Source organism: Halomonas sp. MMSF_3323, assembly GCF_030733595.1.
GTDB lineage: Bacteria > Pseudomonadota > Gammaproteobacteria > Pseudomonadales > Halomonadaceae > Halomonas > Halomonas litopenaei.
The window spans coordinates 78,286-93,598 of sequence record NZ_JASHIT010000013.1; the positions used below are offsets into that span (position 1 = coordinate 78,286).

At 53.3% G+C, this 15,313-nt stretch carries 17 protein-coding genes; 2 read left to right on the forward strand and 15 right to left on the reverse strand.

Annotated features, from left to right (window positions below; genetic code table 11):
• The first annotated feature begins 56 nt into the window (after positions 1-56).
• Positions 57-482 carry a putative zinc-binding protein gene (locus RBB39_RS08770; RefSeq protein ID WP_083970594.1) on the forward strand — a complete coding sequence of 142 codons (426 nt, stop codon included), beginning with the start codon at positions 57-59 and terminating at the stop codon, positions 480-482.
• Between the two features lie 170 nt (positions 483-652).
• Here RBB39_RS08770 and RBB39_RS08775 read toward each other — a convergent pair whose 3' ends face one another.
• The 15 genes from RBB39_RS08775 to RBB39_RS08840 all read right to left on the reverse strand — a co-directional run bounded on the left by RBB39_RS08775 (position 653) and on the right by RBB39_RS08840 (position 13,971).
• Positions 653-1,003 carry an antibiotic biosynthesis monooxygenase gene (locus tag RBB39_RS08775; protein WP_045994429.1) on the reverse strand — a complete coding sequence of 117 codons (351 nt, stop codon included), beginning with the start codon at positions 1,001-1,003 and terminating at the stop codon, positions 653-655.
• A 183-nt stretch (positions 1,004-1,186) separates the two neighbouring features.
• Positions 1,187-1,513, reverse strand: a complete 327-nt coding sequence (locus tag RBB39_RS08780; protein ID WP_157033113.1) for a hypothetical protein — start codon at positions 1,511-1,513, stop codon at positions 1,187-1,189.
• Between the two features lie 214 nt (positions 1,514-1,727).
• On the reverse strand, positions 1,728-3,908 hold the full coding sequence (locus RBB39_RS08785; RefSeq protein ID WP_045994427.1) for a hypothetical protein: 2,181 nt from the start codon (positions 3,906-3,908) through the stop codon (positions 1,728-1,730).
• A gap of 2 nt (positions 3,909-3,910) precedes the next feature.
• Entirely contained in the window at positions 3,911-4,450 is a 540-nt protein-coding gene (locus tag RBB39_RS08790) for a hypothetical protein (RefSeq protein WP_045994426.1), read from the reverse strand.
• 602 nt (positions 4,451-5,052) lie between these two features.
• Positions 5,053-6,288: a hypothetical protein gene (locus tag RBB39_RS08795; RefSeq protein WP_306169030.1), complete on the reverse strand. Its 1,236-nt coding sequence runs from the start codon at positions 6,286-6,288 to the stop codon at positions 5,053-5,055.
• Positions 6,289-6,592: 304 nt separating this feature from the next.
• The gene (locus RBB39_RS08800) at positions 6,593-7,108 is read right to left on the reverse strand and encodes a GNAT family N-acetyltransferase (protein WP_045994425.1); all 516 of its coding nucleotides are present in this window, start codon (positions 7,106-7,108) and stop codon (positions 6,593-6,595) included.
• Between the two features lie 333 nt (positions 7,109-7,441).
• Positions 7,442-7,936 (reverse strand): GNAT family N-acetyltransferase, encoded by a 495-nt coding sequence (locus tag RBB39_RS22760; protein ID WP_204248986.1) that lies wholly within the window; start codon positions 7,934-7,936, stop codon positions 7,442-7,444.
• Positions 7,890-8,372 carry a hypothetical protein gene (locus tag RBB39_RS08805; protein WP_083970593.1) on the reverse strand — a complete coding sequence of 161 codons (483 nt, stop codon included), beginning with the start codon at positions 8,370-8,372 and terminating at the stop codon, positions 7,890-7,892. The genes RBB39_RS22760 and RBB39_RS08805 overlap by 47 nt, the downstream gene beginning before the upstream one ends.
• Positions 8,373-8,496: 124 nt before the next feature.
• Positions 8,497-9,459: a 5'-nucleotidase gene (locus RBB39_RS08810; RefSeq protein ID WP_045994424.1), complete on the reverse strand. Its 963-nt coding sequence runs from the start codon at positions 9,457-9,459 to the stop codon at positions 8,497-8,499.
• Positions 9,460-9,554: 95 nt separating this feature from the next.
• Complete coding sequence (locus RBB39_RS08815; RefSeq protein WP_083970592.1) at positions 9,555-10,706, reverse strand: HEPN-associated N-terminal domain-containing protein; 1,152 nt, start codon at positions 10,704-10,706, stop codon at positions 9,555-9,557.
• Positions 10,707-10,805: 99 nt separating this feature from the next.
• Positions 10,806-11,405 carry a hypothetical protein gene (locus RBB39_RS08820; RefSeq protein ID WP_253028818.1) on the reverse strand — a complete coding sequence of 200 codons (600 nt, stop codon included), beginning with the start codon at positions 11,403-11,405 and terminating at the stop codon, positions 10,806-10,808.
• Positions 11,406-11,481: 76 nt separating this feature from the next.
• Entirely contained in the window at positions 11,482-12,342 is an 861-nt protein-coding gene (locus RBB39_RS08825) for a hypothetical protein (RefSeq protein WP_157033134.1), read from the reverse strand.
• A 72-nt stretch (positions 12,343-12,414) separates the two neighbouring features.
• Positions 12,415-13,203 carry a GIY-YIG nuclease family protein gene (locus tag RBB39_RS08830; protein WP_052704539.1) on the reverse strand — a complete coding sequence of 263 codons (789 nt, stop codon included), beginning with the start codon at positions 13,201-13,203 and terminating at the stop codon, positions 12,415-12,417.
• Between the two features lie 106 nt (positions 13,204-13,309).
• The gene (locus tag RBB39_RS08835) at positions 13,310-13,552 is read right to left on the reverse strand and encodes a hypothetical protein (protein WP_306169031.1); all 243 of its coding nucleotides are present in this window, start codon (positions 13,550-13,552) and stop codon (positions 13,310-13,312) included.
• 125 nt (positions 13,553-13,677) lie between these two features.
• Positions 13,678-13,971, reverse strand: a complete 294-nt coding sequence (locus RBB39_RS08840; protein WP_157033135.1) for a polymer-forming cytoskeletal protein — start codon at positions 13,969-13,971, stop codon at positions 13,678-13,680.
• Between the two features lie 335 nt (positions 13,972-14,306).
• On the opposite strand from RBB39_RS08840, the gene RBB39_RS08845 reads away from it, so the two are divergent.
• Positions 14,307-15,266, forward strand: a complete 960-nt coding sequence (locus tag RBB39_RS08845; RefSeq protein WP_045992465.1) for an integron integrase — start codon at positions 14,307-14,309, stop codon at positions 15,264-15,266.
• The last annotated feature ends 47 nt before the right edge of the window (positions 15,267-15,313 follow it).

A 15,313-nucleotide genomic window follows, 5' to 3' on the forward strand; every position in this document is an offset into this window, starting at 1 on the left:
CCGGCGACCTTAACGCCGACATCACACCCTGAATGGTCAGACAAGGAGAGCCCACCATGGCCACCCCCTCAACCCTTCCCCTGGTCTACGCCTGCTCCGGCTGCTCCGACGTGGCCCAGCTCGCCAACAGCGTTGCTGTTGCGCTTGACCATCGCGGCATCGCCGAGATGTCGTGCATCTCGGGCGTCGGTGGCGGCGTGCCGGGGCTGGTGCGCAAGGCACAATCCGGGCGACCGATCGTGGCACTCGATGGCTGTCAGATGCACTGCACCGCCCATTGCCTGGACAAGGCCGGCGTAAGCGCCAATCACCATATGCGCCTGTACGAGCAGGGCTTCAAGAAGCGACGCGGCCGCCGCTACGATGACGATTGCGTGGAAGCTGTCATCACACAGCTCATACCCGTCGTTGATGCACTCGCTGGCGGTGAGGCGAGCCACGACCAGCGGGACACCGCCGTCAGGCTCGCCGCCCGCCGCTGAGCAAGGGTGAGGCGATAAAGCCAGCCCCGTCGGGTGAAAGTGGCGTGGCGCGTGAGAGCAATACGCAAGAACGACAAGGCCCCGCCGGGCTGCAGTGCAGCAGCTCCCCGGCGGGGCCTTATCATTGGCCATGTCATGTTAGCGGTGCGTCATGACAGCGACGTCGCTGCTCAGCTCATCCCCGCTGTCTCGTCGAGCCCATACTCCCGCTCCACCAGTGCCACCCTGACGCGATAGCTTGCATACCAGCGCTCGCGGCCCCTGGCCTGGGCCTCGCGATGATCCAGGTTGGCCTTCCAGGCGCGGATCGATGCCAGATCAGACCAGTAGGACACCGTGATGCCGGCGGCATATTCACCCGGCGAGCGCGCCGACTCCACCCCCAGAAACCCCGGCTGCTGTGCCGCCAGTTCGACCATGCGCTCGGCCATCTCGCCGTAGCCGTCATCCCCCGGCGTTCTCGTGGAGGTGAAGATCACCGCGTAGTACGGCGGTGTCGGTGTGGTGGCGATGGCGCTCAACGGTTTTCCTCAGTGATGATGGACAAGACACCCAGCGGCCGTCACGGAAATCGCAATCCGCCACGGCGAACTTGGCAATGTAGCACGAGACGACGTCAACGGCCTTCCCGGTGCATATGCCAGGCTGACGCCAGAGACCTGCGCCAGAGACCTGCGACAGAGACCCGCACTGACAAGAGCGGATCAGAAACCACCGCTACCCGAGCCAATCGCCCCCTCATTGATCTGTTCAGTAAACGGATCATCGAACCCCGAGCCTACCGCGCCTTCATTGATACCCGGGGTAAAAGGATCGTCGTGCCCTGATCCGACTGCGCCTTCGTTGATATCGTCGGTGAACGGATCATCGATGCCCGCGCCGATCACGCCTTCGTTGACGTCTTGCGTGAACGCATCATCGAAACCGGTTCCTACCGCCGCTTCGTTGATGCCTTGCGAAAAAGGATCATCAAAGCCGGAACCCACCGCCGCTTCGTTGATGTCCCTGGTCCAGGGATCATCATGGGCCACGGCGCCTCCCGGCAACAGCGCTAGCATCAGGAAAAGACCACAGACGCCATACCTCATGACATACCCCATGTCGGCAAAATATCAGGATACAAGACCCCATTCGCTGCCATGCTGACCCGCGTCCATAAAAAAAGGGCCGGAACCCTGCTCGGGTACCGGCCCCTCCTGCCATCTCTTTTCCTTCTACTTTCTTGCGTTTCTTGTGGGCTCGAGCCTAGCCGATGGGATCTACCTCGACCAGCGGCTCCCGCGGCAGCAAGGGTCGCCAGTAGGCAAGCTCAGCGGCCACCGGCAACAGATTGACCGACACATCCTTGCGAGTCGGTTTGCACGGACGGCAACGCCGCTCTATACCGGGCTGATTGAGCTGAATACAGGTGTAGAGCTCCAGGCCACGGGCATCGATGGCGCTGACACACAGCTCGCACTTGAACGACTGGCCCATTTCGGTCGCGATCTTGAGGCGTCGTCCCTCCAGTCGATAGGTAATGATGCCTGCCGCGCTCTTCACCTTGCCATCGCCCTGTTCCAGGGTCTGCCCACACAGGCACCACTCGTAGTCCACCGGGAAGGCGGTGAGCCTGGGCCAGGCTTCAAACACGCCGCACCATCGCACCGGGCTGGAACGACAACGAGAACAGTCCTTCGCAATGTAGTCAGTCACCTCTCCGCGCTCTGTCACGCTCCATCGTGCCGCAATATCCAGCGATGGCGTCGGGGTGTCGAAGGTGATCCAGTCCAGATGCAGTGCCCCCTGCTGATCGATCTGGCGCCAGGCACGTAACTTGGCCAGGCGCCCTTCGGACGTGCGCATCCCGAAGACCACCTCATGGTGAGGCATGAACAGGAACCATCGTGGCCACGTGAGGGGTATCAGGCCCAGAGACATCTGGCTTGTTGCCAGCGGCAGGCGCGATATCTGCACCGGTGTCAGCGCGCCGAAGGAGGTCCCCGTGACCGTCAGCCCACTGCCACCGACGGCATTCAAGCCGCTTGCGGGATTCCAGGCGAGATCGGTTCCGGGCAGCACCCCCGCACTGAGGGCGCCACTGTCCAGATCCACCGAGAACCCTCCGAGACCGACGTTTCCGCCCTGGTGTTTTACCGGCACCGAGACCGACCGCACGATGCTCGAGCGCAATTCCAGATCATCGAGGACGATACTGGACAGCGTCAGACCACCACCGATCGGCCCGAGCGGGATCGCCGGCAGGCCACCAATGGCCCCGCTGATTCCATCCGAAATCAGACCATCGGCGATGCCTTCTGCCACCGCCTCGACAATCGCCAGCACCACGGCGGCAATGATGACTCCGACGATACCGCCGAACAGACCTCCCAGACCGAGTGAGGCAAGCCACACCCACCAGGCCAGGTCCACATCGGTATCCACCACCGGCGTGGTGGCAGTCACCGTGATCGCCCCAGCATCCAGACCGATATCGATGAAGAACGAGAAATTCGACTCCGCCGACCAACCACTACCCGAGTCGGTGGCACGTCCCGTGACGGAAATGCGATTGGCGACAACGCGAGCCTCAAGACTTCGAAGCGTCCCCTGACCACCCGGTGCGGGGATACTGCGGTTTAGCCTCAAGGGGGTGTCGAAATCGGTGACAGGTCTGCCCATGGAGCTTGCGATACGTGGGCGCATTACCCTGGCCAGCAACCAGAAGTTGCTCATCGTCACCAGCGACTGGCTCCCGGCAGGGATCAAGCTGGAGGTGACGTTATTGATATTACCCCCGCCGTCGCTGGACATGCGCACACCGAACGCAAGGCAATCACGATCCAGTGCCGTGGTATCGTTCACGGTGGTGACATCGATGTCGAAGACGGTTGTCGCATCCGTATCGTCGACGACCGGGATCGCTGGCGTCAGATCGATTCGACCGATGCTGGACTGAAGCTGGTCGAGCACGACTCCCGCCATCATGTTCTGCGCCTGCGTGAGGCTCAGCCCCGCAACATCCAGAAGCGGCTCAAGCAGTGACACCGACGCAGGATCGAAGGCCACATTGACCGTGGGCGCACCGGCATTGAAGTCCATGGTGGCGAACTGATTGCTGCCCTCGGTCACCATGGCGATACTGTCCACCACCGTGATGGCGCCACCGATCGGGGCCACCGTCAACGCCAGGGGCGCGGTGATCTGGAGCTGAGAATTGGAAAAGGGAACGGTCAGCCCCATTCTCGGCCGAGGGCGGTCCAGGTCGGCGACGGGGGTATCGAAATTCAGATCGGCGCTCCCGCTGACACCGCCTGCATTGACTGGCACGCTGATACTGGGTGGAAAGATCCCTCCGGCGAGGAAGGCCGTGGCAAGTTGATTGTTGAGTTCGTTCTCGGAAATCTGAACGAGCATGTCAAAACCGGCAGTTCGATCAAGTGCCATGACTAGCCCTCCTTGTGAACGGCAAAGCCATCATCGTCCTGCGGCTTCGCACCCGGCTTGATCTCGCCGATACGACCACGCGGGAAGGCCGCAGCCTTGAAACCCGCCACCTTCACTCCGGGACCTACCACTGCTGTCTGTTCGACCTCCCCGTGGGCCCGCTCGACGGCCTTCAGCTCCTGCCTTGACAATTTGACACCGGCCTTGAGCAAGGCCTCGACAGGATGCGCCATGTATAGGCTCGCGTTCGCCTCGTCCTTGGCCAACCACTCCATCATCAACTTGTCGGCCTCCTGGAGTTTCTTCATCACCTCCTCTGGTAACGCAAGAGGCTCGGCATCCCGACGGGGCGCTCCCTTGCGAGGACGGCAGCGCAGAGGACGCTTGGGGAGCGCGAAGTCTCCTCCAGGCACGAGGCGCACATTGATGTTGGCCTCAAAGCCCTGGGGCACCTTGGCCACCACGAGCTCTTCCGCCCGATCCTTGCCCAGCCCCACCTGAGAGCGGCATGGGCAGGGATCGGGGTCTTTTGACGTGTTCATGTGTTGGCTCCTTGACGTTGAATGACGTTTGCAACTTCGCAGGGCAGCGCAGTACAGGTCGTCAACAAGAAGCTCGGCGAGAAATAACGCTACCCGGGTCATCGAAACGATGACCGAGCGGGGGTAGTCGACTTCCGGGACGTCAGCCCACCGAAACAGGAGGCAGGCGACCGGAATCTGGTGCTATGCGAGGAAGGAGGGAAACATGCTCGGACACCGGAGCTTTGGATAACGGGCAAGGCGCCCCGACAGCGTCCCCGCGCTGACCTCTTTCATCTGACACGGAAAGGAAAGCGCTTCTGGCGGCGCAGCCCTGAATAAAATGTGCTTAAAAAGGCACCGGGGCCACGACCGCAGGACACCAAACATCTCGGCTAATTTATCAAGTACTTACCAAGTATTCCTGATGGATTCAATCAGAATGACTACCCCCGTAGAACACTCTTCCTAAGTAAACTTGGCCTTTGAAGCATAGACTGTTTCGTGAATGTGACGATGTCCAATCAACCACCAAGGCAACAAACGAAGGCACCCCGCCGAGAGGCTTTCTCGACGGGGTGCCTGAAGGAGTCGGCGTAACGTTCACCGGAACAACCTGGTCCCTAGCGATTGATCTCGACACGAATGATGCGATTGGTGGCGCTCTGATGAATCAGCAGGTCGCCATTCCGGGTCGGTCGCATATGCCGCACGATACCGGCGTAAATACCGCCGGACGGGATCGCCCAGCTCTGGAAGGTCTCGGTGGCGGGATCAAAGCGCACCAAAGCATCGGGGCGCATCCCGGATTCGTTGTACCAGACCACGCCATCGAGTACCGCGATCGCGTAGGGATGAGACTTCTCGCCGCTTGGCGACGGCCACTCCTGCACCTCACCGCTGCGGGGGTCATAGCGCCCAAGCCGGCCCCTTCCCGAATTGACGTACCAGATCATGCCGTCATCGGCGATATCGAGCCTGCGCACAGTGGTTGCCTGGTGGGGAAGTTCGATTTCGGTAAGCGCCATGGTGTCGGGATCGACCCGTACCAGGCAGTTGCTGCCATTGCAGGCCACCCAGGGTGTGCCCTCTGCATCCATCTTGATGCCGTAGGGCCGCGCCCCAGTGGTGGGCATGGCAACGAGTTCGACCTCACCGGTTTGCGGATCGAGGCGTCCGACGCGATTGGCGTGCTGTGCCGTAAACCAGAGAAGGCCGTCATCATCGAACACCGCCGTGTGGGGATCACGCACCGAGGGGTCAGGCATGTCGACCACCTCGATATCACCACTGGCCGGGTCGAGACGCCCCAGCGTCCCGTTCTTGTTACCGGTAAACCACACACCACCGTCACGATCCAGCGTCACCGAGTGAGGCATGCTGCCGGGCGGCAGCGGGTATTCACGCATCTCACCGGACATGGGATCAATGCGCCCCACCAGATTACCCCACTGCCCCGCCCACCAGATCCCGCCATCTGGCGCCTCGGCCGGATCCCGCGAGCGTTGCCCGTGCGTCGGCACCACCCATTCATGGAAGCTGATATCGGTATCTCCCTCAAGCAACGTCGGTGCCCGTCGCTCATTGGGAGGAAAGTGCTCCGCCAGATAGTCGGCGATAGCCCCGCGGCGGGCAGGATCACTCGAGAGATCCACCATGGTACCCATCAACTCGAGCCAACCCTCTCGGCTGTAGCCAAGGCTCTGGCTGATGCGACTGACCGGATGGCACACCGAGCACTGCACTTCGACAGCCTCCCTGCCCTCCCCCGATGGCAGGCCGGCGCCCAGGGCCACCGACGAACCAGCGAGTATCACAATCGAGAGACATAGCCTCCGAAACCCAACGTGCCTGGTCATACGCCATCTCCCCGAGCCTGAGCCTGAGCCTGAATGCATCGCGTGCACCGAGTGCACCGAGTGCACACTTGGGTGTACCGCACTATTTGATCGCCGGCCTCGGTTAGCCTGATGCATCCTCAGCCACCCGCTCACCGATTCGATACCGGATACCACCGAGACGGCGCCGTCCCGCTAAGCACCATCCGTCCTGAGCCACATGACGATCGCCCACGCAGATGCCTATTCAGCGCAGGAAAAATGGCGCCAAACTGCAGGTCCCGTTCGATGCCGCACGCACTTGCTCATTGAGGCCGCCGACTTCTTATGGCTCCGTAGCCCGATGTTGTTCATCACCAAGCCGCGCCATATAAAATGCTCCCACGTACTCACCACCTCGAAAGGCAAAATCCTTAGCCTCTCCCTCGATGTCAAAACCGAATCGTTTGTATAATTCAATGGCGCGTTTATTATCGACATAGACGGTGAGTTCCAACCGCCGAAGAGCAAGCCAATTGTCGGCCAGGTCGATCGCTGTAGAAAGCAAGGCTGTGCCCACGCCTGAACCTTGAGCCTTATCCTTTACTCCCATACCCAAGGAGCCGACGTGTCGTCGACGCGGGTTTTGACAAACCTCCAGGCCAAGGGTTCCGACGATTTCTCCATCCAGTAAAGCAACGTACATATACACATTGTCTGGTGTGCTGGCTAAGCGCTTTTCCCACAAGGCAATAGATGGGTGAGGAAGCTGGAGCGTACCCTCAAAAGCGCTTCTGCAGTCGTATATTTCCTTGACACCACGAGCATCGGATGGCTCAGCTCTTCTAATCTCGACGTCCATGTTGGCCTATCCCTCGATTGGTAATATCAGCGCAAACATACTATTTACTTATCTATATCGCCCCACAAGCACCACCATCTTTCTAGCCTTTATATATTATCTGACTGCCAGCCCATACCAAAGCACTGCACATATGTGTTATAACACTTACATCAAAGACTAAAAACCCGGCCAACTCCCACAAGCTTAACTTTAAAAGTCGAGAATACTCATTCAACTAAAGGTGCTCAACCAAAACGCTCACCACGGACAGACACTAGGCCTTCAAACGTGATCTCATGAAACACAGCTGAAATATAGACCTGTAAAAAATGAAGAAACTCCCACGTTTTTCTACTCTACAGTCTTCCACAGAGTCTTAGATTGATCTTTGTAGCCTAGCTCTTTATAGAACCTCTCCGCATCTTCATTAAAGGACATGACCTCCAGCCTAATTTGCTCCGCGCCTTGTGCTTTAGCCCAATCATCGCAATGGGACATCAACATACGACCAATACCAGATCCTTTTGAGGCTTCATCTACGACTATGGTACTAACTCGACATATCGGGCTACTTATCAGAAACGTAATCGACTCATTTCGCGTGATTTTCGCTGTTACAAATCCGACAATGTCGCCGGCAACTTCCGCTACCAGAAAAATTCTAGCCGTCTCGTCTAAAGCGGTTAGAAGGAAGTCCTTTTCCGCGTCAGAAGGTTGTACAAATGCCTCTGGTGCATTGTCAAAGTGTGTTAAACCAAGCTCGTGATTCAAGCGTAGAAGTGCGTCTATGTCTGATCGTTCAGCCCTCCTTACTCCCAAATTCTGACTGTGTTTTTCTTGGCACACGGCTTACTTCCTCGACGGTTTCATTAAGCTTCCGGAGTGTGTTGACAGAGATTTGAAACTGACCATTACTCGGCACACGTTTGCCTCTGAAATGGCTCCATACAAGTTCTCCTGGTCCATTGTAGATTTCCTCGAAAGCACCATCGCGCAAGATTTTGATGACGATCGTATGCTGCGGCTGACTTCGAAACGCCACTGAATTTGACTGTGTTGCTTTTATCTCGACTTCCAGGCCGGACTCAGTGACCGCGTCATAGCCTTCGTTGGACGCTGCCATCAGCTCCAGATTATATGCATCCGCAACGAGACATTCCCCCAAACTACCAACCATATGTCCATCCGGAGTAAAGTGCCTTCCAGGAAACATGGCTTCCAATTCGCTAACCGTTGCATAAAGTTGTTTGACCAAGGCGCGTAACTTATCGTGATCGATCATCGGAGACCTGACACCTAGATGGCTGGACGATCTATCGTCGACTGTCTTCGTGATACGGTGCACCTTCCAAGGCACAACGCCCGAGTTAAGCTGCACCGAAAAGAAGCGCGGCTTGAATGAATTGTTATACGTCTGTTGCGTCTGACACGTCTGTTCCCGGCTTAGGTTGATTGGTGACGCCAAAAGGAATATGAACAGACGGGACGACAGCACTCGCGGACTTAAGGTGGCCAGACTGATCATCAAAGAATATATGAGGCTTTAGAACACCTAGAATTCTGCTTTTTTCAATACCACCAAGGAAAAATGCATCGTTGGCCATTACGCCCCAACTCTTTAGCGTTTTAAGAGCTCGTTCGTGCGATGGCGCATTACGTGCGGTTACAATAGAAACTCGAATCCTGTTTTCGTAATCAGGATTCTGTTTCTTGTATGACTCTTCGGCAGACTGAATCTTTGAGATGCGGACCAGTAATTCCTGAAGCGGCCCTGGATTGTGGGGCTGCATGACGTTCTTGACCTCATGGTCGTGGAAGGCTGTGAGACCGGAAGCTTGCATCACTGACTCAGACTCGTCACCAGCTAAAACCCCGTCGAAGTCGAACGCAATGCGTAGTGTTTTATCGCTTTCATCGTCGTCGAATTTTGAGTCCAGCACTTGTCCTGCAGGATGACCTAAGCCAATCGCGGCCTCCACATCTTGCTTATTCCCGGATAGGAACAGAGCGATATTAAGAGCGGGAATGTACTCGTACGGTGAACGCCCCTGCATAAATATTGCTCTAGTCATCCCCAAACCATAGTGCTCGATGGTTTTCATAACTCGAAGGCCAGTGTCAGGGTCATTGCGCGAGAGTAGCACCACTTCGACTAGTGGGTCAGACACATCGAGATCGTTAAGCGCCAGAAGGCGTTTGATGAAAGGATAAGCAATCCCTTTTGGCAGCGGAACGTCGAGGTTCTTTTCTTGGTACTTGCGGTACTGCTCCTCGCCATCGCTGCGGAAAACCGCATCCGACTCGCTGAGGTCAAAGACCGCGCTTGATGCAACCCCAATTACTAATCTGCTTTCAATCTCGTATGGCATTTACGCCCCTCTATAGTGTATTCCTGCCGCCTAACGCCGCCAACACCGGAAATTTTTGAGCGATAGCGAGTACATTCTCCGCGTGCTTGGTATTGTTAGCTTTCCATCAGCAATGATGACAACAACACCATATCTTCAACATCTTTGTGCTCAGAAACGAACAAAGCTATATTCTTACCATTTGGATTCTTTGAAGACTTATAAACAACGCCATCAATACTGGAACCATCTATTGTAAATCGATGACGAAAATATTCCGAAATTATTTGTGTTGGAATATAGTCTATGTGCTCCATCCCGTCTTTCGATATCGGCTTTGAAATCTCATCTCGAAATTGTCGAAGAAATTGTATTTCATGCCTCTCAGTATATTTATCGGGTTCAAAAACACTTGGTATTTGAGGCAAAATAGACAAATCTAATAAATTAAGTGGCTTTATAGTTTTCATTTCTGCCACTGCATATCGTCGTTTCTTATCAAAGAGAGTTTCAAGCTTTGCTGTTTCTTTTTCAAGTGCAACATACATATATGGAATTCCAGCCGGGTTCATTCTCCCTGCCCTAGCAACTCTTCTGGGAGGTACGCTTATCTCAGAGAACTTACTGTAAACTTCACCTTCTATTGAAACCCTAATTCTATAGCACACTGTTCCTTTATCCAGAACTTTAACAAGGTTAAGACGTTTAACTAGATTTCCAAGCGCGTCTAAAATATATTTTACCGGTATATAGTCGGGCCTCCCAATATCCAGATCATCGAATGGCTCTGAAAGAAATAGATAACGGGTCTTAAAAAGAACGGTGTTAGTAAATGCACTCCATCCATATGCCAACGCTTCTGCAGGATTGCTTAAACCCCAGTCCCCCTGTGAGTGTTGAACCCAATATTTATCACACCCTAAACACTCTAGGACGTCTTGGCTAAATTCGTCTTTCCAACCTGGGTTTACTGCTTCAAGCACATCATATGGTTCGGTTTCAGGAAAAACCCAACCTCCATCCCACGGGACCCCTATGTCTTGTGCGTCTGCATAGTAGACGCAAATAGACTCATAGATACGCTCCATTACTTTTGCAAATGGAGCGGCGATCATAGATTTTGATGATTTTTCGCAATAAGAGCACGAGTGGCTAACAAGATTATCGATCACAAGTTGAGCTAATACAATATCGAAAGTACATTCAGCGCACACATGTTTGTCAACCATCTCAAACCCTTGATCATCCATGTGATCATTATGACCCATTTATGTCTCCATGCTCATAATAAGCTAACGCCCGCAGCACGGGAAAATTTGTAGCGCAGCGGAAATGTTGTCCCTCTGCCTGCGATTGTTAGGCCTTTATTATACGACTGGGGCAAAAGCATTGTAACTAGGGTTTGCATCCTTTGCTCCCATTTGGAAAAGATAGAGGCTCTTATCATTAATAAGCTTGATGGTGTGTGCGTTAAGCAGGTTGACTATTCGGTTTCTCCAGTCTTTGGCCTGCTCCTGATAATACGGATAGTCTGTTTTAGTGCCATAGGGGTTATCAGCGTGCAATATTCCGCCGCACCTATCATAAACTTTAACGAACTGTTCTTTTGTTAGAAAATCATCTTTTCGATCCGCCCAATCAGACGTGACTCCCGGCGTTTTGCTTGGATTTTGTATGATGGGGTGCGGATAAAAACCTGGATTGATGCGCTCTAGATCTTTGAGCATTAGCCTAGCATTCCAATGCTCTGCAAATTTCTTGTGTTGGGCGGAATATTTTTCTCTATTGGCGATCAAAGAGCTAAATGCAATCAGCTCTAGAATCTTTCTAATCTGCAAACAGACCGACTCAACTGTAGAAGGGACGTAGAGTGCGTGGGCTTGACCGAAAAGCAATAAATCTACGACAGCCGTTCGCCGCTTGATCTCAATTAGAACTGCCCGGTATTTATCTTGTGATGAGTCCATTTTATTGCCTAACGATTAGAGTAACCGGCCGGTTTCGGAGCGCCAGCGGAGAAGCCGGTCCGTGTTGACGCTTTTGTTAGGACGGCAGGCTTGAGATAATATCGTCATAGGTGATAGGAAATCGAGTTGCGTTCTTAGGATATAGATCCATAAGAAAGAACCGCTTTTTCAGATTCTGAAAATGGTGTTCTTCCTGCGCCAACCTATCCTTGATTCGGCGACGGACCTCGTTGACACCTAAAGCCTTACACTTTGGATCTTTCATCGCCTGCGTCACTAAGTTCTCAATGCGCGCTTGCTTCCCTTTTCCTTGGCAGCTGGTTCTGTGATAAGCGATGTACGCTCGCTTAAACAATCCAATACTGGTTAGAAAATGGTATGGTCGATCTCGACCCTGCACTCCTCTGTTAAGCGCCAGCATTGCATCATCGCCATTCAAAGACTCGAAGAATTTGCGATAGAAGGCTGCAAAATCGCGCTTCACTTCAAGGTCCATCACTTTTTCTTCTGGCCCGATAATCGCCCAGAAAGGAGCGCGATCTAATTGAGTGCATACATTTATCAGATGGATTCCGTTGCAAGCCGCTACAACGATGACAACATTGAGATTGCTCGCAATACTAATTGAGATCAGAGCGTCTCGAACCTCATGCCATTCTATGATTTCGCCATTACCTAACTGAAATCCTTCTTCCCCACCGTGGCACTCAAAGTGCAGCATTGGGAATAGGCCGCGTTCACAGTCTTTCTTTACTTTATCTAGAGCTTTAAAAAATGTATCGCGGTCAACGGGGCACTCTATGTCAACGTGAAGATCAGGATTGGATTGCGCAATGGGGAGCAAAACATCGTTATATAAACTCTTTCCTGTTTCTATATCCCCAGGGCGAAGAGACTCAATTATCCATACTTTATTAAATTCCGTGCTTGTATCCATGTTTAGTCCTAACGCCGTGCTCTGCGGCAAATTTTGAGCGCAGCGGAAAAATTGTCCGGCAGCAGCGCTTTGTTATGCATCACCGTGTTCCAACAGCTGAATTCCTTTTCTAGCTTCCCTGATAATCACGTCAATCTCACGAGTGCCACTATAGTCCGGATACCTGGCTAGATTCTTAGCATTGGTGATGTATAGCTCAGCGCCGACTGCGAATCTCAGAAATCTATCCTTTTCCTCTGCCGATTTTCCAGTCGGCTCAAACGCCAACCACATGGTTGGATTCTTAGTGTGAGTGATACCAATTCGAAGCCTCGCAGCATCGAAGTATGAGTAGATCTTTGTCTTATTGCTCTCACCGAGATCCGGCTCAGTAAAACCCACATCGAGTTCTTCCTCCAGCGCTCGCTTAATCTCCAATGCGAACGATACAGTGTCATTTTGTTCGCGAGCGCGAATCATGGCGCTAGAATATTCTCCCGATTGGCGGTAAGCCCGCCTCGGGATATCTATGCCTGGAATCTCGTCCATAGCTCCGTTCGGGCGAATCGTAGAGCCACCATGCCCTCCCTGAACATTCGTTAAACTGTAAAAGCCGTACACCCAATGTATAAGTGTGGCTTCGACAGCATACGCCTGTTCCTCGGTTTCATACCTACCGATGACTATTGCTAGCTCTTTCTCTCCGGCCGCCCGTATCTCACGGATTCTGGCTAGCTTTTCGTTGTGATCAGTTGATGTTCCAGCTTCAGCGCCGTGGGCCAAAGCCCGCTGCCCCTTCCCCTTGCCGACGTAAAAGGTAGTTCCGCAACGTGGATCGACGAGTTCGTAAACATAGTAGGGCTTTAGCAGCGGTTCACTCATTCTATGGTCACTATCAGTCAGCTATCGGGATGCATAACGCCCGCCAGCAGGCGTGCGGTTTTTTGCATCGCCTGCCTGGCATTGTTATATGTATTTAGCATCCGCTTTACTTGGAGAGACCTATCAACACATCAATCCCCTCATCACGTATCGTCGCTTTCACTTCTTTCAAAGCCTCGGCATCAGTCGTGAACAGATCTTCCCATACGGTGGAAGTGCCTCCCGCATCTACTACCTCGAGAATCCACCTCTTCTCCTCTCCGCGATAAATGTCGACACGCACTGTCTTCCCGGAGTCGGTGAGCTTTTGGCAAAGAGGGCTCATCTCGATTTCTACGTCGTCTTCCATCTCTCGTCTCCAGTGAAGCCAGACATATAACGCCTCAATAAGAGGCTAAAAATTGTGGGCTAAAATACGAGCAAAGCGAGATAGCCCACTATTTTTAGTCCTTTTAATTGACTTGTTATACGTTGTTAACCGATTGAGGCAGTAGCAGCAATCATAGTTTCACCTGCTTGCTCGATTACTTGACCAGATATAGAGCCTGTTATTGTTAATTTACCACCTTGATTAATTACGTCACCGCTTACCATGCCCGGAATTTCAACAACAGCACCAAACTCAACACACAAAGACTTTGTCGCCATTCCATGAAGAATTAAGTGAGCACCATTTTTAACAGTTACATTGCCTGTAAACATTCCATGCATTTTTAGATGTGAGGTAACCTCAATATTGCCTTCAATTTTACCATGCTCGATATCCATATATTCTCCTTAAACGTATAACATTTTTAATCGTATGCGTGCTTAAATTGACGCCGCGTGGATCTGCACAAGGTGCTTCACATCTTCTTGATACTACCAAGAAATTCATCCTATGCCTTCTTCGCCCTTAGTCGCCAACACGCGCATGCTCGAATTCCTGCGAAAGTGTGCGCGACATTCCACCGGACTCTGCTCACATCTCTCTGATGTTCTGCCTTTTTTCTAGAATTTGTGCGGAGAAAACATGCGTTCTTCTGTTGCTTTCCAGGCGCGTCAGCTGGACGCTTCTCGATATACTGTATGAATGTATAGTTACCGTATTTTGGAGGTTGCACATGAGCAAGAGCCCGTTCCTGGAGTCCATCCGCCGAGATCTACGCTTGCGTGGCTACAGTATTCGAACAGAAAAAACCTACCTGCACTGGATCAAGCGATTCATCTTGTTTCACCAACGCCGACATCCTGCTGAGATGGGTGCACCCGAGGTGCGCGTCTTCCTGACATCGCTCGCCAACGACAACGGTGTCTCGGTCAATACGCAAAAGATTGCGTTGAATGCTCTCGCCTTTCTGTACCACAAGTGTCTTGGTGTCGAGTTGGGACCGCTCGACTTCAAGCATGCTCGCCAACATCGTAGGCTTCCCACCGTACTGACGCGTGCCGAGGTCGCGGCAATCCTGTCGTGCATGTCGGGACGAAACTGGCTGATCTTCTCTTTACTTTATGGCAGTGGGCTACGTATCGCGGAATGTCTTCGGCTTCGTGTCAAAGACATCGATTTCGATACAAGGGCCTTGACCATCGTCAGCGGCAAGGGAGGCAAGGATCGCAAGACATTGCTGAGTACAACCCTGATGTCTGAACTGACTCGGCAGATGGATACTGCCTTGTCCCTTCAACGCGAGGATGTCGCACGTGGGGTAGGCCCTTCGCTGCCCTTTGCGCTGGGTAAGAAATACCCAGGTGCCTACCGCCAACCGGCCTGGATGTTCGTTTTTCCTTCCACTGGCCTGTGTGCCCATCCTGTTTCGGGCATTCTGTGTCGACATCACCTCCACGACTCGGTCCCTCGCAAGGCGCTGAAGGTGGCGGTGAAACAAGCAGGTATCGTGGATAAACGGGTCGGCTGTCATACCTTCCGACATTCCTTTGCCACCCACCTGCTTGAGGCAGGTCAGGACATTCGCACGGTACAGGAGTTGCTGGGCCACACCGATGTTCGAACCACGCAGATCTATACCCACGTCATCGGCAAACGGTTTGCTGGCACATCCAGCCCATTGGATCTGCTATAGCAACGACACCGGCCCGGCGTGGATATTCCGGTTGCCGATTACCCTAC

Excerpts from the sequence above, each read along its gene's own strand:
- RBB39_RS08770 (WP_083970594.1), top strand. The coding sequence starts at position 57 with ATGGCCACCCCCTCAACCCTTCCCCTGGTCTACGCCTGCTCCGGCTGC.
- RBB39_RS08785 (WP_045994427.1), bottom strand. The coding sequence starts at position 3,908 with ATGGCACTTGATCGAACTGCCGGTTTTGACATGCTCGTTCAGATTTCC.
- RBB39_RS08790 (WP_045994426.1), bottom strand. The coding sequence starts at position 4,450 with ATGAACACGTCAAAAGACCCCGATCCCTGCCCATGCCGCTCTCAGGTG.
- RBB39_RS08795 (WP_306169030.1), bottom strand. The coding sequence starts at position 6,288 with ATGACCAGGCACGTTGGGTTTCGGAGGCTATGTCTCTCGATTGTGATA.
- RBB39_RS08800 (WP_045994425.1), bottom strand. The coding sequence starts at position 7,108 with ATGGACGTCGAGATTAGAAGAGCTGAGCCATCCGATGCTCGTGGTGTC.
- RBB39_RS08805 (WP_083970593.1), bottom strand. The coding sequence starts at position 8,372 with ATGATCGATCACGATAAGTTACGCGCCTTGGTCAAACAACTTTATGCA.
- RBB39_RS08810 (WP_045994424.1), bottom strand. The coding sequence starts at position 9,459 with ATGCCATACGAGATTGAAAGCAGATTAGTAATTGGGGTTGCATCAAGC.
- RBB39_RS08815 (WP_083970592.1), bottom strand. The coding sequence starts at position 10,706 with ATGGGTCATAATGATCACATGGATGATCAAGGGTTTGAGATGGTTGAC.
- RBB39_RS08820 (WP_253028818.1), bottom strand. The coding sequence starts at position 11,405 with ATGGACTCATCACAAGATAAATACCGGGCAGTTCTAATTGAGATCAAG.
- RBB39_RS08825 (WP_157033134.1), bottom strand. The coding sequence starts at position 12,342 with ATGGATACAAGCACGGAATTTAATAAAGTATGGATAATTGAGTCTCTT.
- RBB39_RS08830 (WP_052704539.1), bottom strand. The coding sequence starts at position 13,203 with ATGAGTGAACCGCTGCTAAAGCCCTACTATGTTTACGAACTCGTCGAT.
- RBB39_RS08835 (WP_306169031.1), bottom strand. The coding sequence starts at position 13,552 with ATGGAAGACGACGTAGAAATCGAGATGAGCCCTCTTTGCCAAAAGCTC.
- RBB39_RS08840 (WP_157033135.1), bottom strand. The coding sequence starts at position 13,971 with ATGGATATCGAGCATGGTAAAATTGAAGGCAATATTGAGGTTACCTCA.
- RBB39_RS08845 (WP_045992465.1), top strand. The coding sequence starts at position 14,307 with ATGAGCAAGAGCCCGTTCCTGGAGTCCATCCGCCGAGATCTACGCTTG.